Source organism: Caulobacter sp. FV2ye17ST, assembly GCF_058680955.1.
The window spans coordinates 3053059-3070868 of record NZ_CM178727.1 but is presented as its reverse complement, the minus strand read 5'-3'; the positions used below and the strand labels follow the sequence as shown (position 1 = coordinate 3070868).

The 17810-nt window shown below is 67.1% G+C and carries 17 protein-coding genes; 12 read left to right on the top strand and 5 right to left on the bottom strand.

All coding sequences use genetic code 11. The features are described 5' to 3' along the window. Positions 1 to 56: 56 nt before the first annotated feature. From ACW17V_RS14690 to ACW17V_RS14670, 5 genes are read right to left on the bottom strand one after another with little or no spacing between them, the layout of a single operon-like run. Positions 57 to 539 carry a Dps family protein gene (locus tag ACW17V_RS14690; protein ID WP_201721546.1) on the bottom strand — a complete coding sequence of 161 codons (483 nt, stop codon included), beginning with the start codon at positions 537 to 539 and terminating at the stop codon, positions 57 to 59. Beyond that, positions 536 to 3751: an efflux RND transporter permease subunit gene (locus ACW17V_RS14685; protein WP_492105816.1), complete on the bottom strand. Its 3216-nt coding sequence runs from the start codon at positions 3749 to 3751 to the stop codon at positions 536 to 538. The genes ACW17V_RS14690 and ACW17V_RS14685 overlap by 4 nt, the downstream gene beginning before the upstream one ends. Next, on the bottom strand, positions 3748 to 4782 hold the full coding sequence (locus tag ACW17V_RS14680) for an efflux RND transporter periplasmic adaptor subunit (protein ID WP_492105815.1): 1035 nt from the start codon (positions 4780 to 4782) through the stop codon (positions 3748 to 3750). Before ACW17V_RS14680 ends, ACW17V_RS14685 begins: the two co-directional genes overlap by 4 nt. Before the next feature lie 38 nt (positions 4783 to 4820). Continuing rightward, entirely contained in the window at positions 4821 to 5147 is a 327-nt protein-coding gene (locus ACW17V_RS14675) for a rhodanese-like domain-containing protein (RefSeq protein ID WP_492105814.1), read from the bottom strand. Between the two features lie 2 nt (positions 5148 to 5149). After that, a complete protein-coding gene (locus tag ACW17V_RS14670) occupies positions 5150 to 5491 on the bottom strand; it encodes an ArsR/SmtB family transcription factor (RefSeq protein ID WP_492105813.1) in 342 nt (113 codons plus the stop codon). 156 nt (positions 5492 to 5647) lie between these two features. Between ACW17V_RS14670 and ACW17V_RS14665 the strand changes: the two genes are divergently transcribed. From ACW17V_RS14665 to ACW17V_RS14610, 12 genes are all read left to right on the top strand, one after another. After that, positions 5648 to 6928, top strand: coding sequence for an NAD(P)/FAD-dependent oxidoreductase (locus ACW17V_RS14665; RefSeq protein WP_492105812.1), 1281 nt, complete (start codon positions 5648 to 5650; stop codon positions 6926 to 6928). A gap of 17 nt (positions 6929 to 6945) precedes the next feature. Further along, positions 6946 to 7389, top strand: coding sequence for a thioredoxin domain-containing protein (locus ACW17V_RS14660; RefSeq protein ID WP_492105811.1), 444 nt, complete (start codon positions 6946 to 6948; stop codon positions 7387 to 7389). Between the two features lie 20 nt (positions 7390 to 7409). Beyond that, on the top strand, positions 7410 to 7613 hold the full coding sequence (locus tag ACW17V_RS14655) for a YgaP family membrane protein (protein WP_492105810.1): 204 nt from the start codon (positions 7410 to 7412) through the stop codon (positions 7611 to 7613). Continuing rightward, positions 7610 to 8875: a TolC family outer membrane protein gene (locus ACW17V_RS14650; protein ID WP_492105809.1), complete on the top strand. Its 1266-nt coding sequence runs from the start codon at positions 7610 to 7612 to the stop codon at positions 8873 to 8875. The genes ACW17V_RS14655 and ACW17V_RS14650 overlap by 4 nt, the downstream gene beginning before the upstream one ends. Before the next feature lie 107 nt (positions 8876 to 8982). Further along, complete coding sequence (locus ACW17V_RS14645) at positions 8983 to 9606, top strand: class I SAM-dependent methyltransferase (protein WP_492105808.1); 624 nt, start codon at positions 8983 to 8985, stop codon at positions 9604 to 9606. Between the two features lie 393 nt (positions 9607 to 9999). Continuing rightward, positions 10000 to 10269: a hypothetical protein gene (locus ACW17V_RS14640; protein ID WP_492105807.1), complete on the top strand. Its 270-nt coding sequence runs from the start codon at positions 10000 to 10002 to the stop codon at positions 10267 to 10269. A gap of 224 nt (positions 10270 to 10493) precedes the next feature. Then, the gene (locus ACW17V_RS14635) at positions 10494 to 11090 is read left to right on the top strand and encodes a TetR/AcrR family transcriptional regulator (protein ID WP_492105806.1); all 597 of its coding nucleotides are present in this window, start codon (positions 10494 to 10496) and stop codon (positions 11088 to 11090) included. A 263-nt stretch (positions 11091 to 11353) separates the two neighbouring features. Beyond that, positions 11354 to 13726 carry a TonB-dependent receptor gene (locus ACW17V_RS14630; RefSeq protein ID WP_492105805.1) on the top strand — a complete coding sequence of 791 codons (2373 nt, stop codon included), beginning with the start codon at positions 11354 to 11356 and terminating at the stop codon, positions 13724 to 13726. Positions 13727 to 13854: 128 nt separating this feature from the next. After that, positions 13855 to 14646 carry a glutathione S-transferase family protein gene (locus ACW17V_RS14625; RefSeq protein WP_492105804.1) on the top strand — a complete coding sequence of 264 codons (792 nt, stop codon included), beginning with the start codon at positions 13855 to 13857 and terminating at the stop codon, positions 14644 to 14646. A gap of 384 nt (positions 14647 to 15030) precedes the next feature. Further along, complete coding sequence (locus tag ACW17V_RS14620; protein ID WP_492105803.1) at positions 15031 to 15357, top strand: hypothetical protein; 327 nt, start codon at positions 15031 to 15033, stop codon at positions 15355 to 15357. A 184-nt stretch (positions 15358 to 15541) separates the two neighbouring features. Beyond that, complete coding sequence (locus ACW17V_RS14615; RefSeq protein ID WP_492105802.1) at positions 15542 to 15910, top strand: GIY-YIG nuclease family protein; 369 nt, start codon at positions 15542 to 15544, stop codon at positions 15908 to 15910. Between the two features lie 235 nt (positions 15911 to 16145). After that, positions 16146 to 17810 carry a choline dehydrogenase gene (locus ACW17V_RS14610; protein WP_492105801.1) on the top strand — a complete coding sequence of 555 codons (1665 nt, stop codon included), beginning with the start codon at positions 16146 to 16148 and terminating at the stop codon, positions 17808 to 17810.

Here is a 17810-nt window from a genome sequence, read left to right as displayed (position 1 = left end):
GCATAGAGGTTCAAGGGGCGTGGGACAGACCGCCCCACGCCGATTGTCGCGCCTGCCTAGGCGGGCGCGAGCAGGCTGCGCAGCATCCAGGCGGTCTTCTCGGAGACCTGCATGCGCTGAGTCAGCAGGTCGCAGGTGGGCTCGTCGCTGGCCGCCTCGGCGATCGGGAAGATCCCTCGGGCCGTGCGTGTTACCGTCTCGTGGCCCTTGACCAGATTGATGATCATCTCGCGCGACGGCGGAACGGCGTCCTCCTCGGCGATGCTGGAGAGCCTGGCGAAGGCCGCGTAGCTGCCGGGGGCGGGATGGCCCAGGGCGCGGATCCGCTCGGCGATGTCGTCGACCGCCAGTCCCAGCTCGGTGTACTGGGTCATGAACATCGTGTGCAGGGTTTGGAACATCGGGCCGGTGACGTTCCAGTGGTAGTTATGGGTCTTCAGGTAGAGGGTGTAGCTGTCGGCCAGCAGACGGGAGAGCCCGTCAGCGATGGCCTGACGTTCCGGCGATGCGATGCCGATATCGATGTCCAAGCTCGTCATGTCGACTCCTTGAGGACCTGCGGGCGGTCGTCATCCCGCAGCACAATGTAAATGGCGGGGATGACCAGCACGGTCAGCACCGTTGATGAGGCCAGGCCAAACAGCAGCGAGATCGCCAGGCCCTGGAAGATCGGGTCGAACAGGATCACCGCCGCGCCGATCATGGCCGCCAGGGCGGTCAGGACGATCGGTTTGAAGCGAATGGCCCCGGCCTCCAGCAGCACCTCGCGCAGCGGCCGGTCGCCGGTCTGGCTGTGGCGTATGAAGTCGACCAGCAGGATTGAGTTGCGCACGATGATCCCGGCCAGGGCGATGAAGCCGATCATCGAGGTGGCGCTGAACGGGGCCTTGAACAGGATATGCCCGATGACGATGCCGACCAGGGTCAGGGGAATGGGGGTCAGGATCACCAGCGGCAGGCGGAAGCTTTTGAACTGGGCGACGACCAGCACATAGATGCCCAGGATCGCCACCCCGAAGGCCGCCCCCATGTCGCGGAAGGTCACCCAGGTGATCTCCCACTCGCCGTCCCACAGCAGAGTCGGCTTGCTCTCGTCGGTCGGCTGGCCGTTCATGCGGATGTCGGGCTTGGGCAGGTCGCCCCAGTCGGCGGCCTTGATCGCCTTGTCGACGGCCATCATGCCGTAGATCGGGGCCTCATAGGCGCCGGCCAATTCGGCCATGATCATGTCGACGTCGCGGCCGTCGCGGCGGAAGATGTGGGTCGAGCCGGCTTCCTGGGTGGCTGTGACCACCTCACCCAACTCTACCAGCCGACCGCCCTGGCTCTGGGCCACGGGCAGGGCCGCCAGGCCTTCGTCCCAACTGCGCGCCGATTGCGGCAGGCGCACCGAGATCTCCAGCGGGTCGCGACCTTCGCCGCGATGGGCGTAGCCTACGACCTGCCCGCCGAAGGCCGCGCCGATGGAGTCCAGCACCTGCCGGTCGTCAACCTTCAAGGCTTCCAGGCGATCGCGGTCGGGAACCAGGCGCAGGCCGGGACGGGCCTGGCCGTAGCTGTCATCGATGTCGACGATATAGGGCACGGACTTGAAGGTGGCCTTGACCCGCTCGGCCACGGCGCGCCGGGTCTGGGCGTCGGGGCCATAGATCTCGGCCAGCAGGGTGGCCATCACCGGCGGACCGGGCGGGGCTTCGACCACCTTGATCGACGCGCCGGCCGGCAGGGCCACCTTGGCGAGCCGCTTGCGCAGATCCAGGGCGATGACGTGACTGGAGCGCTTGCGCTCACCCTTTTCGGCCAGCGACACCGACAGGTCGCCCTGGTCCGGGCGATTGCGCTGGTAGTAGTGGCGCACCAGGCCGTTGAAATTGAACGGCGAGGCGGTTCCGGCATAGGCGTCGATCGCCGCGACTTCGGGCAGGGTGCGGGTGATGACCGCCGCATCGGACAGCGCCCGGGCGGTGGCCTCCAGCGAGGTTCCCTCCGGCATGTCCAGCACCACCTGCAGCTCGGACTTGTTGTCGAACGGCAGCAGTTTCACGGTCACGGTCTTGGTGGCGAACATGGCGCCGGCCAGCAGGGTGGCCACACCCACACCGATCAGGAAGGTCCAGGCGCTTCTGCGGGTCGCGATCACCTGGCTGGCGACGCGGCGATAGAGCGCGCCCAGCTTGCCCTCGCTGTCATGGCCTCCGCCGTGGCCGTCCGAGGCTAGGGTCTTGCGGGCGAAGCGCACCATCAGCCAGGGCGCGATGACCACGGCGACGAAGAACGAAAACACCATGGCCGCCGAGGCGTTGACCGGGATCGGCGCCATGTAGGGACCCATCAGGCCAGAGACGAACAGCATTGGCAGCAGGGCCGAAACCACGGTCAGGGTGGCGACCACGGTGGGGTTGCCCACCTCGGCCACGGCGTCGACCGCCGCGTCGATCCGGGTCCGACCGTCGTTCATGGCCCAGTGGCGGGCGATGTTCTCGATCATGACGATGGCGTCGTCGACCAGGATGCCGATCGAGAAGATCAGGGCGAACAGACTGACCCGATTGATCGTGTAGCCCATCAGGTTGGAGGCGAAGAGAGTCAGCAGGATGGTTGTGGGGATGACCACGGCAGTGACCGCCGCCTCGCGCCAGCCGATCGCCAGGCCGATCAGGATGACGATCGACAGGGTGGCCAGACCCAGGTGGAACAGAAGCTCATTGGCCTTTTCGTTGGCTGTCGCGCCATAGTCGCGGGTCACCGCCACATCCAGGCTATCGGGGAGTAGGGAGCCCTTCAGGGCCTCGACGCGGGCCAGCACGGCCTGCGAGACGACCACGGCGTTGGCGCCCTTGCGCTTGGCGATGGCCAGGCTGACGGCGGGAGCCTGGCTCCAGGCGCCGTCGACGCGGGCATAGCGCCAGGCGCGGGCCTGATCTTCGCGCGGGCCCTGGATCACGTCGGCCACGTCGCGGACATAGACCGCCTGACCGTTGGCCGAGGGCAGGGCCAGAAGACCGATATCGACAGCGCTGGTCAGGCTGCGGCCGGCCGTGACGTCGATGGCCTGGCCGCCGCCGCGGATCTGACCGGCGGGAAAGGCGCGGGTGGCCTGACGCACGGTGTCCATCAGCGCGGCGAGCGACACGCCATGCTGGGCCAGGCGCGCGGGATCAGGGGCGATGCGGATTTCCTCGGGCCGTCCGCCGACGATGAAGGTCAGGCCGACATCGTTGACCTTGGCGACCTCGGTCCGCAACTTGCCGGCCAGTTCGTACAGGGCTTGATCATTCCACTGCCCAGCGGCGCCGGGCTTGGGCGACAGAGTCAGGACGAGGCTCGGCACGTCGTTGATGCCGCGCGTCTGGATCAGCGGCTCGGCGATGCCGGCCGGGATGCGATCATAGTTGGCGCGGACCTTCTCGTGGATGCGCACGGCCGCCGCGTCGGGATCGACCCCGACCTTGAAGCGGGCGGTGACCATTACCTGGTTGTCGTCGGCGAAGGTGTAGACGTGCTCGACCTCGGCAACGCTCTTGACGATGGTTTCAAGCGGCTTGCCGACCAGCTCGATGGCGTCGGGCGCGCGTAGACCCGGCGCGGCGACCATGATGTCGACCATGGGCACGCTGATCTGAGGTTCCTCCTCGCGGGGGATTGAGATCAGCGCCAAGAGGCCCACGGCGATGGCCGCCAGCAGGATCAGTGGCGTAAGTGGTGACTTGATCGACGCCTTTGTCAGGCGACCCGAAAGGCCCAGGTTCATCGGGCGGCCTCCGCCGGGGTCAGGATGTCGCCCAGGCGCAGGCCTGACAGGACCTCGACCGTGTCCGCCGTGGCGCTCGCGCGGGTCTGGATCGGGGATTCCGAGATCGCGCCATCGGCTCCGACCAACCGTGCGTAGTCGACGCCAAACCGGGTTGCGACATAGCGCTTGGGAATGACGATCGCCTGACGCTCGCCAATCTTGACGGCGGCGCGCACGCGCTGGCCGATCAGATCGTCGGGGAGGTTGGGAGCGGTGACGTCGGCGGTGACCTGGCCACCGGTGATCGACGGATAGATCTGGCTGATGGTCCCGCGCGCGGCCGCGCCACGCAGGTCCTTGGCGGCCAGATCGACAAAATCTCCGACCTTGAGGGCGCGCGCCTGGCCTTCCGGCAGTTCAATGCGCACGACCAGCGGGCCGGCTGTGATCCTGGCGACCGACTGGCCGGGCATCACCACCGAGCCCACGGGGACGTCGGCCACCAGGACCCGGCCGGTGGCCGGGGACAGGATCGCGCCCTGGGCGCCCAGCTCCGCGCTGGCGCCACGCTGGGCGCGGGCCGCTGACAGATTGGCGTTTGCGGCCTTGGCCTGGGCCTCGACCTGATCCAGGCGCGCCTGGGCGTAGACGCCATGCGAGAAGAGATCGCGGGTGCGGGCCAGATCCGCCTGAGCGCGGGCCGCCTCGGCGGCGGCGGCGGCGACCTGGGCGTCGAACGCGCCGGTCTGCAGGGTCAGCCGATCATCCCTGATCCGGCCGATGGCCTGGCCCTGCCGCACGAGGTCGCCTTCCTTGACGCTCAAAGCCACCAGGGTTCCGGAAATCCTCGCCCGGGCCTCGGCCATGTCGCGCGTGGTCAGGGTGGCGGGAACCGGCTTCAGGTCGTCCACGACCTGGGCGCGGATCGTCAGACGGTCCGTCGCCGGAGCCATCCTGATCGCCGGCGCCGCGGCCTCCTTGGATTCACCGCAGGCGCTGAGCAGCAAGGCGGCTCCCAAGGCGCTGATCAGATATGGCCGTGCCGTCATGGCGTCCCCTCCAGGGCTTTTGGTCTTGTGCTTGTCGACTAGCGGACGGTCGGCAGGCCGGCGGCCTTCCAGGCCATGATCCCGCCGGTCAGGTGGGTATCCAGCGCGTGGCCGGCCTTCTGGCAGTGGCCCACGGCGGTTGCCGAGCGCTTGCCCGAACCGCAGCTGAACACCACCGACTTGTCGCCGGCGTCCGGGAGGGCCTTGGGGTCGAAACTGGAGAGCGGAACATTGACCGCGCCGGGAATGCGCTCGGCGGCGAACTCGGCCGGCTCGCGCACGTCGACCAGCAGGATCTCCTGGGCGTCGAGCGCGGTCTTCACCTGATGGGCGGTGAGGTCTTTGGTCCTGGGCGATCCGAACATCGTTACGTCTCCTTGATGGGGCTGGGGTAGGGGGCGGTTCCGGGAACCGCGCAGAACAGACGCGACAGGGTCTCGACCAGGGCGCGGGCCTGACCGCTGCGAAGGCCGTAGTAGATGGTCTGGCCGTCACGCCGGGCGGCCACCACGCCGTCGCGGCGCAACAGGCCCAGATGCTGCGAGGCCAGGGTCTCGCGAACGCCCAGGCTTTGGGCCAGCGCGCCCACCGACTGCTCGCTGTCGATCAGCGCGCAGACGATCATCAGCCGATGCGGATTGGCCAGCGCCTTGAGCAGGGCGCAGGCGTCGTCCGCGGAAGCCTTGAGGGCGGCAGGATCAAAATTCATAGTTGCGTATATGCGACTTTACGAATATCTAGTCAAGCCATCGACAGGGTGACGCTATCCCGAACGCTCGGGCTCAAACGTGATCCTGATCAAAGTGAGCCGGGCGGAACGAGCCCAGTCTCGGCTCCGAACCACGGCGTGAGAGGAAACGGGATCATGGCCAAGCCGCGCATCGTCATTCTGGGCGCCGGACTGGGCGGCGCCATCGCCGCCTTCGAGATCAAGCAAGCCGTGGGCGACAAGGCCGTGGTCGAGGTGGTCTCTCAAGGCGACACCTTCCACTTCGTGCCGTCAAACCCGTGGGTCGCCGTCCACTGGCGCAAGCGCGAGGCCATCGAGGTCAAGCTGCCGCCCGTGTTCGAGAAGAAGGGCATCGCCTTTCGGGGCATCGGCGCAGCCAAGGTCATGCCCGAGCGCAATCAGCTTGAACTGACGGACGGCGTTCTGCTCGACTACGACTATCTGGTGATCGCCACCGGGCCAGAACTGGCCTTTGACGAGATTCCGGGGCTTGGCCCACACGGGGGCTTCACCGAGTCCGTCTGCCACGTCGATCACGCCGAGACCGCGGCCGCCGCGTTCGATCGTTTCGTCGCCAATCCCGGTCCTATCGTTGTTGGGGCTGTACAGGGCGCCTCCTGCTTTGGTCCGGCCTACGAATTCGCGATGATCCTCGACACCGAACTGAAACGTCGCAAGATCCGCGACAAGGTGTCGATGACCTTCGTCACCTCCGAGCCCTATATCGGCCATCTGGGCCTGGACGGGGTGGGTGACACCAAGGGGTTGCTGGAAAGCGAGATGCGCCAGCGGCACATCAAGTGGATCACCAACGCCAAGGTCGCGTCGGTCGAAGCCGGGGTGATGCATGTCGAGGAGATCGCCGACGACGGCGCCGTCAAATCGACCCACGATCTGCCCTTTGCCTACTCGATGATGCTGCCGGCCTTTCGGGGCGTGGCCGCCGTGCGCGGCGTGGAGGGGCTGACCAATCCCCGGGGCTTCATCCTGGTCGACAAACATCAGCGCAATCCGACCTATCCGAACGTCATGGCCCTGGGTGTGTGCGTCGCCATCGCCCCGACCGGCAAGACGCCGGTGCCGGTGGGCGTGCCCAAGACCGGCTTCATGATCGAGAGCATGGTCACGGCCATCGCGCACAATCTCAAGGAGATCGTGGACGGCAAGCCCGCCCAGCACGAGGCGACCTGGAACGCCATCTGCCTGGCTGATTTCGGCGACGGCGGGGTTGTCTTCATCGCCCAGCCGCAGATCCCGCCGCGCAACGTTAACTGGTCGGCCAGCGGCAAGTGGGTTCACCTCGCCAAGGTCGGGTTCGAGAAATACTTCCTGGCCAAGGTCAAACGTGGCGAGAGCGAGCCCTTCTACGAGAAGCTCGCCCTGGACGTCATGGGCATCCACAAGATCAAGCCCTGAGGGCGGAAGGCATAGTGATGCGGCAGCTTGTTTGTCCGGCCTGCGGCGCGACCAATCGCGCGCCGGAAGACAGGAACGCCCTGACAGCCAAGTGCGGCCGCTGTGGCGAGCGCCTGTTCTCCGGCGTTCCGAGCGAGGTGAGCGGCGCGCAACTGGCCGCCCACGCCGGCAAGACCCGCGGCGTCGCTGTTCTCGTCGATGTCTGGGCGCCGTGGTGCGGGCCCTGCCGATCCATGGCTCCCCAGTTCGCCGCTTCGGCCGTACGGCTCGAACCGGACGTCAGGCTGTTGAAACTCAATTCCGAAGCCGAACCGCAGGCCGCCGGCGCGCTGGGCGTCTCGGGCATTCCAGCCCTGCTGCTCTATCGGGACGGCGCCGTCATCGCCCGTTCCGCCGGACTGATGAGCGCGGCTCAAATCGTTGCCTGGACGCATCAGGCCCTGGCCCAGGCAAGCGCCTGAGCCGCTCAAGGAGATTGATCATGACTGTCGATCGTATGGTTCTGGCCTTTGCCGGCTTTATCGTCCTGCTGGGCATTGGCTTGGCCCACTTCGTCCATCCCTGGTGGATCGGCCTGTCGATCTTCGCAGGGCTCAACATGATCCAGGCGGCCTTTACGGGTTTTTGTCCGGCCGCGATGATCTTCAAGAAACTCGGCGTCAAGCCGGGCGTCGCGTTCCGGTGAGCGCCCTGCGCGCCGTCCTCGCCCTGACCTTGCTGGCCAGCGTCGCCGCGCCCCTTGGCGCGTCGGCCATGAGCCTGCCAGAGGCCATCGCCCTGGCGCGGCGCGCCAATCCAGGCCTGGCCCAGGTCCAGGCTCAGTCCGATGCGGCGTCGGCGCGCCTGGCCCAGGCTCGCGCCGGTCGCCTGCCTAGCCTGACCGTATCGGGCGAGAGCGGTAGCGGAACGACCGACCTCGGCGGCTTCTTCGGTTTTGGCCAGAGCGATGTTTCACCCCGCGCGGCATCTGTTCAGCTGCGTCAGCCCCTGTTCGCCGGCGGAGGCGTCAGCGCCGCCATTGCCCAGGCTGATGAGGGCCGGGCGGCGGCGTTGGCGCAGGTCGGCGGCGCGGGGGCCATGTTGAGCGCCGAGGTCGCGGCGGCTTATGTCGGCGTGTTGACCGCCCATGACATGGTGGCCTTGAGCCGGACCCAGGTCGCCCAGATGGAGACCATCACCGGCCAGGCGCAGTTGCGCTTCAAGGGCGGTGAAATCCCCCGGACCGATCTTGAACAGGCCCGGGCCCGCCAGGCTGAAGCTCGCGCCGGCCTGGCGCGCGCCGAAGGTCGGCTGGCCAGAAGCCGAGCCCGTTTCGTCTCTGTCGTTGGCGCGGAGCCTGACGGGCTGGAGCCCGTCGTCGCTCCGCCCGCGACGCCAGCGTCGCTCGATGAGGCTATCGCCCAGGCGAGCCAGTCCAGCCCCATGCTGCTGGCCGCCCAGGCGGCCGAACGCGCGGCGCAGGCCGGCGTTCGCTTCGCCCGCGCCGAACGCCTGCCGAGCCTGGCCCTCACGGCGACGGCCAGCACGGCGCGCGACCAGTTCTTTCCCGGCTACAGTGCAGACAACCTGACGGTCGGCGTCCAGGGACGCTGGACGCTGTTTTCCGGCGGAGCGGTTAGCGGACGCATCGACGAGGCCAGCGCGGCGCTTCGGGGCGCGCAGGCGCGCCTGGATGCGGCGCGGAGGCAGGTTCGCGAAGCGGTCATCGGCGCCTGGGGTGATGTCGCCACCGCGCGCGCGGTGATGCTTGCGGCGACCGACCAGTCCGGCGCTGCAAACAGTGCGCTGGACAGTGTGCGCAACGAGGTCCGGGTTGGCCAGAAGCCCGTCCTGGACCTTCTCGACGCCGAACGCGAGGCCCTGGCCGCGACGAGCGCCCTGGTCACCGCGCGCGGTGACATGACGGTCTCGGCCTACAGTCTCAATGCGCTGCTGCAGGGCCAGTGAGCTGGCGAGGCCGGCGCTCACCTGAGACCGGCAGATCGCTGACACGGAGGCCTTGACCCTCGCGGGGAGACTCCTACGACTTGTCGAGCTCGGGGGAAGCACAAGCCATGACATCCTTCTATGATCGCCACATCCTGCCTCGTGTTATCGGCTGCGCCTGTGGGGCGGGGGCCATCGCAAAGCAGCGCGCCCGGGTCGTGCCACAGGCGGAGGGACGGGTTCTGGAGCTGGGGATCGGCGGCGGGCTGAACCTGGCCTTCTATGATCCGTCGCGGGTGACCAGCGTCACCGGCGTTGATCCGTCGGAGGGCTTGCGCGCCCGGGCGCTGGCGGCGCCGCGCCCGGAAGGTCTCAAGGTCGAGATCCTGGCGGGGGAGGCCGAGCAGATGGGCTTCAACAGCCACAGTTTCGATACCGTCGTCTGCACCTTCACCCTCTGCTCGGTTCACACACCCACCGCGGTCCTGGCCGAGGCGCGCCGGGTTCTGAAGCCGGGCGGCCGGTTCCTCTTCTGCGAGCATGGTCTGTCGCCCGACCCCCGGGTCGCGCTCTGGCAGAAACGCATCGAGCCCTTCTGGACGCCGCTGGCGGGCGGATGCCGCCTGACCCGCCCCGTGGGCGCGGCGATCACCGCCGCGGGGTTCGTGATCAGGGAGACCAAGGCGTTCTACATGCCCAAGGCGCCCCGACCCCTGGGCTGGTGCGAGCTTGGCGTCGCGCTCTCCGCCTGAGGCGTAGTCCCATTCATCAACGGGCGGCTCGCCTGTACCGACATTCACGGCTGTCGGCGCAGGTTTGAGCTATCCGGCTAGGTCGCTGATTTTCCGACAGCGGGAAAATCGCACAATTTGGCGATACAGGTTAGCGCTGTCCCCTGAAGCCAGTTTCCAACTTAAGTCTGTCCCCGACCGCCAGGGATGCCCGTGGACCTCGGACCTCTGACATCGCGGAGCCAAGGCTATCCGTCGTTGCTTTGCCCTCCATGGCCCAGATGCCGGGCCCGATCCGGCCGTGACTTGCCACGTCGGCGTATATCGTCTGGGCGACGGCAGTTGGGTGGATGTCGCGCCGCTCGTGAACCAGGGCCTCCGGTGGCGCCGGCTCGACGGGTCGCGACCGCACGGATGACTCACGACGCCGAAGGGCGCTGGGTCAGCACCCTGGGATCGACCAACCGTATTGAAGGGCCGCGGCCGCAACTGGGAGCCTGCGGCGAGGGGCGGATCCGCTTCGAGGGGCAGTTTGGCGACCGCGCCACGCTGGATACGCGAGACGCGATTTTCATCGGCCAGGCCGGAGCCCGTCTCAATGGCCGACTGATCTTGCCGCCCGGCGACGGTCGACTTCTCGCGCGGGCGGGAGCGGCAGCCGCCGCTTCAGGGTCTGTGCGCTAACTGTTGGAGGTCGCCCGGCGCCGGCGGCTGAAGGTCCGGAATCGGGAGTGGCCTGAATGTCAGCAAATGGCGCAATGGAGAATCGCCTTTTCCGAGAGCGCCGGTCGATGGCGATCAGCTCGACGGGTTGTGTCCAGCGGGGCGCTGGACCACGCGGGGCGCGGGCTCTTGCCATCTCCCGCTCCGCCGCGCCAATAGGAGGCGGCCGGAGTTTTGAGGCGACAATGACCCAGACACGACTGAAGGGCGCCGAACGACGCGAGCGTTTTCTGGACGCAGCCGCGCAGATCGTGATCGAGCAGGGCGTCGCCGCGGTCACGATGGACGGCGTGGCGCATCTGACAGGCGTCACGAAAGCGCTGGGCTATCGCTATTTCACGGACCGCGACGATCTGCTGACGGCGCTGTTCGATCGAGAGACCCAGATCTATGTCGAGCGCCTGGCCACTGAGGTCGGGCCGCAGTCGAGCTTCGAGGATTGGGTGCGCGGCGCCTTGAAATACTGGTGCCGCCGCGCCGACGAGCGGGGCGAACTCTTCATGCGCCTGGTCAGGGATCATGGACCCCTGGCGGAGCGGGCCCGGAGCAACCGAAAGGCGGACGCCGAGGGCTGGGCGCTTGGGCTGCAAAAAGCGTTTGGTCTTCCTCCGCGCCAGGCCAAGCAATATGCCTGGTTCATGGTGGCGGGGACGGCGGGGGCCCTGGACGCGCGAGACGGCGACGACGACGCCATGATCGACGCGATCACCCTGGCGGTCATCGCCGGCGCCAAGGCCCTGGCCAAGCAATATGGCGAACCTCGCCCTGCCAAGAAGGCCTAGCGCATCCACGCGACGGCCTGGCCGCACCGCCGCACTGCCCAGTGAGTGGCCTTGCGAACAACTGTTCGAAAGGCATTGCCACGGGCATTAAGTGACGATATCGTTACTTAAGCGTTCCGGGCCCGGATGCTGATCCCATAGAAGCGGTGAGCCGATCCGGCTCGCCTCTGGCTATCGACGACCGCCCTCACGGCGGGTGACGAAGGCCTGCGCCCTAGCAGACACAAAAAGAAGCCGCCCAGCGGCTCAAGGAGGAACGCGCCATGCCTATCCAATCGCGCCCGTCGCGAGCCCGCAAGACCGAACTGTTCATGGGGGCGTCCCTCGGCGTCGCCGCGATTTTGGCCGCCAACAGCGCCTTGGCCGAGGACGCCGCTACGCCCGTCGTCAATCCGACCATCACCGTCGACGAGATCATGGTCACCGCCCAGAAGCGGGCCGAGAACGTGCAAGACGTTCCCCTCGCCATCACCGCCGTGCGCGGCGAGACGCTGGCGGCCATGAACATCACCCAACCCCAGCAGCTGTCGCTGATCGACCCCAGTGTGCGCTTCAAGCAGAGCCTGAGCAGCAGCGCCTCGGGTCTTACCGTCCGCGGCGTCGGCACAAGCAGCTTCTCGGCCGGGATCGAGCAGAGCATCTCCACCGTGGTCGACGGCGTGGTGCTGGCCGACCCGGCCAGCCTCGCCACCCTGGCCGATGTGGAGCGGGTCGAGATCCTGCGCGGTCCGCAGGGCATGCTGTTTGGCAAGAACGCCTCGGCGGGCCTGGTGCACTTCATCACCAACCGGCCCAAGCTGAACGAGAACAGCGGCCAGCTGCATCTCCAGTATGGCGATCGCGGCGAGCAGATCCTGCAGGCGGTCGGCAATGTGGCCGTGGGCGATACGCTGGCCCTGCGCCTGGTGGCCACCCACAACGAGCGCGACGGCCTGATCCGCAATGTCGCCAAGGACAACGCCTTCACCGATCCCCAGGACGTCAGCACCCTGACCCTGAAGCTTCTGTGGCGGCCCAGCGACGACCTGACCGTCTATTTCTCGGCGGATCGCACCGACAACGACGCCTTCTGCTGCTCGTCGACCTGGCGAAAGGTGACGCCGGGCTATGCGCCGGCCGTCACCAATGCTCGGTACGGCATCGTCGCCGGTCCCAAGAACCTGCAGGTCGCCGCCAACGGTCCGTCCGAGGGCAAGTCGACCGCCCAGGGCGGGACGCTGCAGGTCGACTACGATCTGGGCGACCTGACCCTGACCTCAATCAGCGCCTATCGCTCGGTCAAGCGCCAGGCCTTCTATGACGGCGACCTGACGCCGGTCAGCTATGTCGACATCAATGGCGGCGCCGGCAAGACCGACTGGCTCAGCCAGGAACTGCGTCTGACCTCGCCGATCGGCGAGCGGTTCGACTATGTCGCCGGCCTCTATCTCTATCACTCCAAGGCCTCGTCGCTGATCCGCCAGCGCGGTCAGCTCAGCTGGATCGTGCCGGCGTCAAACGGGGCAGTGGTTCCGATCATCCCCGGCGCACCGCTGGGCACGATCTTCGAGACCTCGACCGTCAACGACATCAACTCGACCAGCGTGGCGGGCTTTGGCCAGGTCGGCCTGCACATCACGTCCAAGCTGGACCTGATCGCCGGGGCGCGCGTCACGCGTGACGAGATCACCCTGGACTATCGTCGCGCCCCGACGCCGGGCGCTGTCTACATCCCGGGGTCGGTGACGCTGAGCCTGCATCAGGCCGTCAACAACACCAACCTCTCCTGGCGGATCGGTCCCCGCTACAATTTCAGCGACGACATCATGGCCTATGCGACGGTGTCGCGCGGCTACAAGGGTCCTGGCTTCAGCGGCCTGAGCGCGGCCACCGCCGTGGCCGACCAGCGCGTGCAGCCGGAGATCCCGACCAGCTACGAAGCCGGCATGAAGGCGGCGTTCTTGGATCGCCGCCTGATCCTCAACGCCAACGTCTACAGCACCACGATCAAGAACTTTCAGGCCCAGGTCTCCGACCTGACCAGCGCCACCTATTCCTCGCGGATAACCAACGCCGGCGAGATCAAGACGCGCGGCGTGGAAGCCAATCTGATGGCCCGGCCGGCCACCGGTCTCAGCATCACGGCCGGCGTCGCCTACACCCACGCCCGCTATGCCGACTTCAACGGCGTGCAGTGCTATTTCGGCCAGCCCAAGATCGCCCAAGGCGGTCCCTGCAGCGCGCCGCCCGCCAACCCAACCTCGCTGGACGGCTTCTTCAACGCCAAGGGCCTGAGCATCGCGGGCGTGCCTGACTGGGTCTATGGCCTCAGCGCCGTCTACGAGCGCCCCCTGACGGCGGACCTGCGCGGCTTCTTCCAGGCCAACTGGAACTGGCAGAGCGACGTCAACTACGCCATCAGCGGCGATCCGGGGACCATCCAGAAGGCCTACGGCCTGTTGGGTGGACGCGTGGGGGTCTCGGCGCCGGATAAGGCCTGGAGCCTGGCGCTCTATGCCAGCAACCTGCTCGACAAACGCTACGCCGCCCAGATCACGCCATCGCCGGTCACCGGGCTCAATCCCGGCGGCTACGTCCAGTATTTCAGCCCGGATTCGGTGCGGCGGGTCGGGGTCAGCCTCGACGTCGCCTTCTAGGTCTTGCTCGCGCGGCGCCCTTGCAATCGGCGCCCTGGGGGCGAGGCGGTTCGCGCCAGCGAGCGGCGCGGACAGCCCCCGTCTCGTCCCATTTTTCGTCAAACGAGCCACTCTTCAAGGAAAGCCACATGAAAAAGCTTATGGGACGCCGCGCGTCACTGGGCGCCCTGGCCGGCCTGGCCGCCGCGCCGCTCGTGGCGTCGAAGGCCAGCGCCAAGCCCGCCGCGCCGATGCCGCCGGTGACGATCTACCATCTGGAGGGGCGCCGGTCGGAACGGCTCGTCTGGCTGATGGAGGAGCTTGGTCTCCCCTACGACCTGAAGTTCAAGCGCGGCGACCTGGCCGGTTCCATGGCGCTGATCCGCGAGTTCAGCCCCGTGGTGCCCATGGCGCCGACGGTGAAGTATGGCGATCAGGTGCTGGTGGAGTCTGGCGCGATCATCGAACTGATCCTGAACCGGCACGCGCCCGGCAAGCTCCAGCCCGCCCTCGATAGCCGGGACTATCCCGACTACCTGATGTGGATGCACTTCGCCGAGGGCAGCCTGGCGGCGCGCCTGTTCTCTGACTATCGGGCATGGATGGCGCAACCACCCAAGCAACGCTCGCGCCTCGTCGATTCCGAGGCCGTCGTCCAGTTCGCCGAAGACTTCCTGGGCAAGCATCCCTGGTTCGGCGGTCCCGCGTTCTCCGGGGCGGACATCATGATGATGTTCCCGCTCAACGCGGCCACGGGCCTAAACTTGGTCGAGGTCTCGCAATTCCCCAACGTCGCGGCGTGGAAGGCCAAGATCGAGGCCCGACCCGCCTACCAGCGCATGCTCGCCAAGGCGCGTCCCGACGGCATGATCGGGGGCTTGCCGCGCTTGCCGCAACACGCGCCTTCTGGACCGCGCGAAACGCCTGCGCCGCGCAACTAGACAGGCATTTTATTCCAAGCTCAGCTCGCAGGGCGGCACTTCCTTTTTGAATTGTCGGAAGGCGCCATGGATTGCTTGTTGGGGCGTCCTCGCGTCCGCTCTGCGGGACTAGGCCCGTTCCTGCCGAGCTAGCACGGGCGTCCATGACGAATGTCCGCGTTTGGGCAGGCGAGGGTCCGGCTGTCGCGAAGGTCAGGGGAGGGGTGAACACTGCCATCAGCGCCGGCGTCTGAATGTCTGGAGTCTGGAGCGACACCAAGGTCAGCTGTTGGCGCAGAGAGGTGCGGCGGGCTCACCCCGGACGCTTGGACGGCTTTTGCAGAATGTAGCCCCCGTTCTTGAACGAACCGGGCTATGTGGTCGCCCCACCTGCGAGAGTCTCCCATGCCCGCCTTCACCATCGTCACCACCAGCGCGACCCGCGGCAGCGATGCGGTGGAGGTGAGCACACTGAGCGACGATTTCACAAACGACAGCGAAGCCCTGGGCTATTCGCGCCGCATGGCCGAAGAAATGGTGGGCATGGCTCACCAGCTGGCCCTGGATTTCGATTTTAGCACCGTGGGCCTCTATGACGGCGACCTGATCGACGAGGACATCGATCCGTCCCACGCCGCTTTCCTTGGCGCCTGGGTCATGGACGAAGAGGGTGTGTCCTTCGTCGGAGCCGATGAACTGCGCGAGGGCGAAACCGCCCCCGCAGCCACCTGACGTCGGGCGGCTGGGGTAGCGGCCAGACCGAAAGCCGGCGTCAGCGCCAGGACTAGGGCGCCGATCAGAGGGCGCCGATGGCCAGTCCTGCGGCGGTTGTCGCCCGTCGATACGTTGAGCTTCGGCGGCGCTTATTTGCGGCCCGCTGATGGCGCTCGTTGCGGCCACCGGCTAGGCTTCGCGGATGGTTCAGGTCAGCGGCCCTTCGTGGTGGCTCAGAGCTGAGCGCGCTGCGCGCTCGCTGAAGGCGACAAGCCGGGGCGCCGCCAAGGCGCGGCGCTCAGTCTATGTGATCTTGCTCCACGATGCTCGTAAGCCCGACCCATGGGGCGTCTATGTCGGCCAGACTTCGCGCGATCCCGACCTGCGCTTTGATCAGCACAAGAACGGCTACAAGGCCAGCAGCGCGGCCAAACGGTTTGGTGTGCGACTGGTCCCCGACCTGACCGAGCACCTCAATCCCATGCTTCAGTGGGAGTCTTTGGAACTCGAGGCAGCCCTCGCCGACGCGTTTAGAGCCGCCGGTGTGCCCTGGGTGGAAGGTGGTCACTAAACCCTTGAGGGGGAGACGTGAACGTCCACTTTCTGGAGCCACCCCAATCTCAGCTTTTGGCGCCTCTCTGCCCCCAGGGCGCCTGCCAGGGGCGCCCTGGGGGAGGGGACAATGCCAACTTGTTTTTGGGCCACTTCTAAGTTGCGCCGACATTCACGGCCCGTCTTGCATCGGGTGAAAAGCCGCGTCACTCTCTGCCTTAACAATGATAACATTCAGGGAGGGCGTCGGGGTCATGGCCAGCGAACGCTTCGATTACATCGTCATCGGCGCCGGTTCGGCGGGCTGCGTTCTGGCCGCGCGACTGACGGAAGATCCCAACATCAAGGTGCTGCTGCTGGAAGCCGGCGGCAAGAACACCTCGATCCTGGTCAAGATGCCGGCAGGCGTCGGCGAACTGATCAAGGCCAAGGGTGATCAGAACTGGGGTTTCTGGACCGAGGAAGAGCCGCACCTCAATAACCGCAAGCTGTGGTGGCCACGCGGCAAGGGTCTGGGCGGCTCCTCGGCGATCAACGGCATGGTCTATATCCGCGGCCATGCGCGCGACTATGACCAGTGGCGGCAGATGGGCCTGTCGGGCTGGTCGTATTCGGAGGTGCTGCCGTATTTCAAGCGCTCGGAGACCCACCATGCCGGCGGCGACGCCTATCACGGCGGCCAGGGCCCGCTGCACGTGTCCAGGGGCGAGTCGCCCAGCCCCTTCTATCCGGCCCTGATCGAGGCGGGACGCCAGGCGGGCTACAAGACCACCCGTGACTTCAACGGCTATCAGCAGGAGGGCTTTGGGCCCTACGACCTGACCATCCGCGACGGCAAGCGCTGGAGCGCGGCGGCGGCCTATCTGACGGCGGCCCTGTCGCGGTCGAACCTGACCTGCGTGACCGAAGCCCGCACGACCAAGATCCTGATCGAGAAGGGACGCGCCATCGGCGTCGACTACGTCGTCGGCAAGGGCGGCGAGAAGCGGACGGCCCACGCCGATGCCGAGGTGCTGCTGAGCGCCGGCGCGGTGCAGTCGCCGCAAATCCTGCAGCTGTCGGGCATTGGCGCGCCGGATCTGCTGAAATCGCACGGCGTGGCGGTGGTCCAGGAGTCCAAGGGCGTCGGCGCCAACCTGCAGGATCACCTGGACGTCTGCCTGTCGTGGACGACCAAGAACCTGACGACCGCCTATTCTGCCAACAAGGGCCTCAGGAAGCTGGGCACCGGCCTGTCCTACATGCTGATGGGCAAGGGGATGGGGCGGCAGCAGTTCCTGGAGAGCGGCGCCTTCCTGAAGTCGCGGCCTGATCTGGACCGGCCTGACCTGCAGATCCACGGCGTGCTGGCCATCATGCAGGATCACGGCAAGACCCTGATCGAGAAGGACGGCTTCACCCTGCACGTCTGCCAGCTGCGCCCGGAGAGCCGGGGCAAGGTCGGCCTGCGGTCAGCCGATCCGTTCGACGATCCCACGATCCTGGGCAATTACCTTGCCGCCGACGAGGACCGTCGCGCGCTGCGCGAAGGCGTCCGCATGGCGCGCGAGGTCGCGGCCCAGGCGGCGCTGGACCCCTATCGCGATGCCGAATACGCGCCGGGCGCCGATGTGCGGGCCGACGCTGATCTGGACGCCTGGATCCGGGCCAAGTCCGAAACCATCTATCACCCGGTCGGCACCTGCCGCATGGGCGCGGCGGGTGACGCCATGGCGGTGGTCGACGATCAGCTGCGCGTGCAGGGGATCGCTGGCCTGCGGGTTGTCGATGCGTCGGTCATGCCGACCCTGGTGGGCGGCAACACCAATGCTCCGACCATCATGGTGGCTGAGCGGGCGGCGGACATGATCATGGGCAAGGCGGCCCTGGCCCCGATGGACGCGCCGGTGTTCGAGGACGGGCGAGCGGTGGCGGCGTGA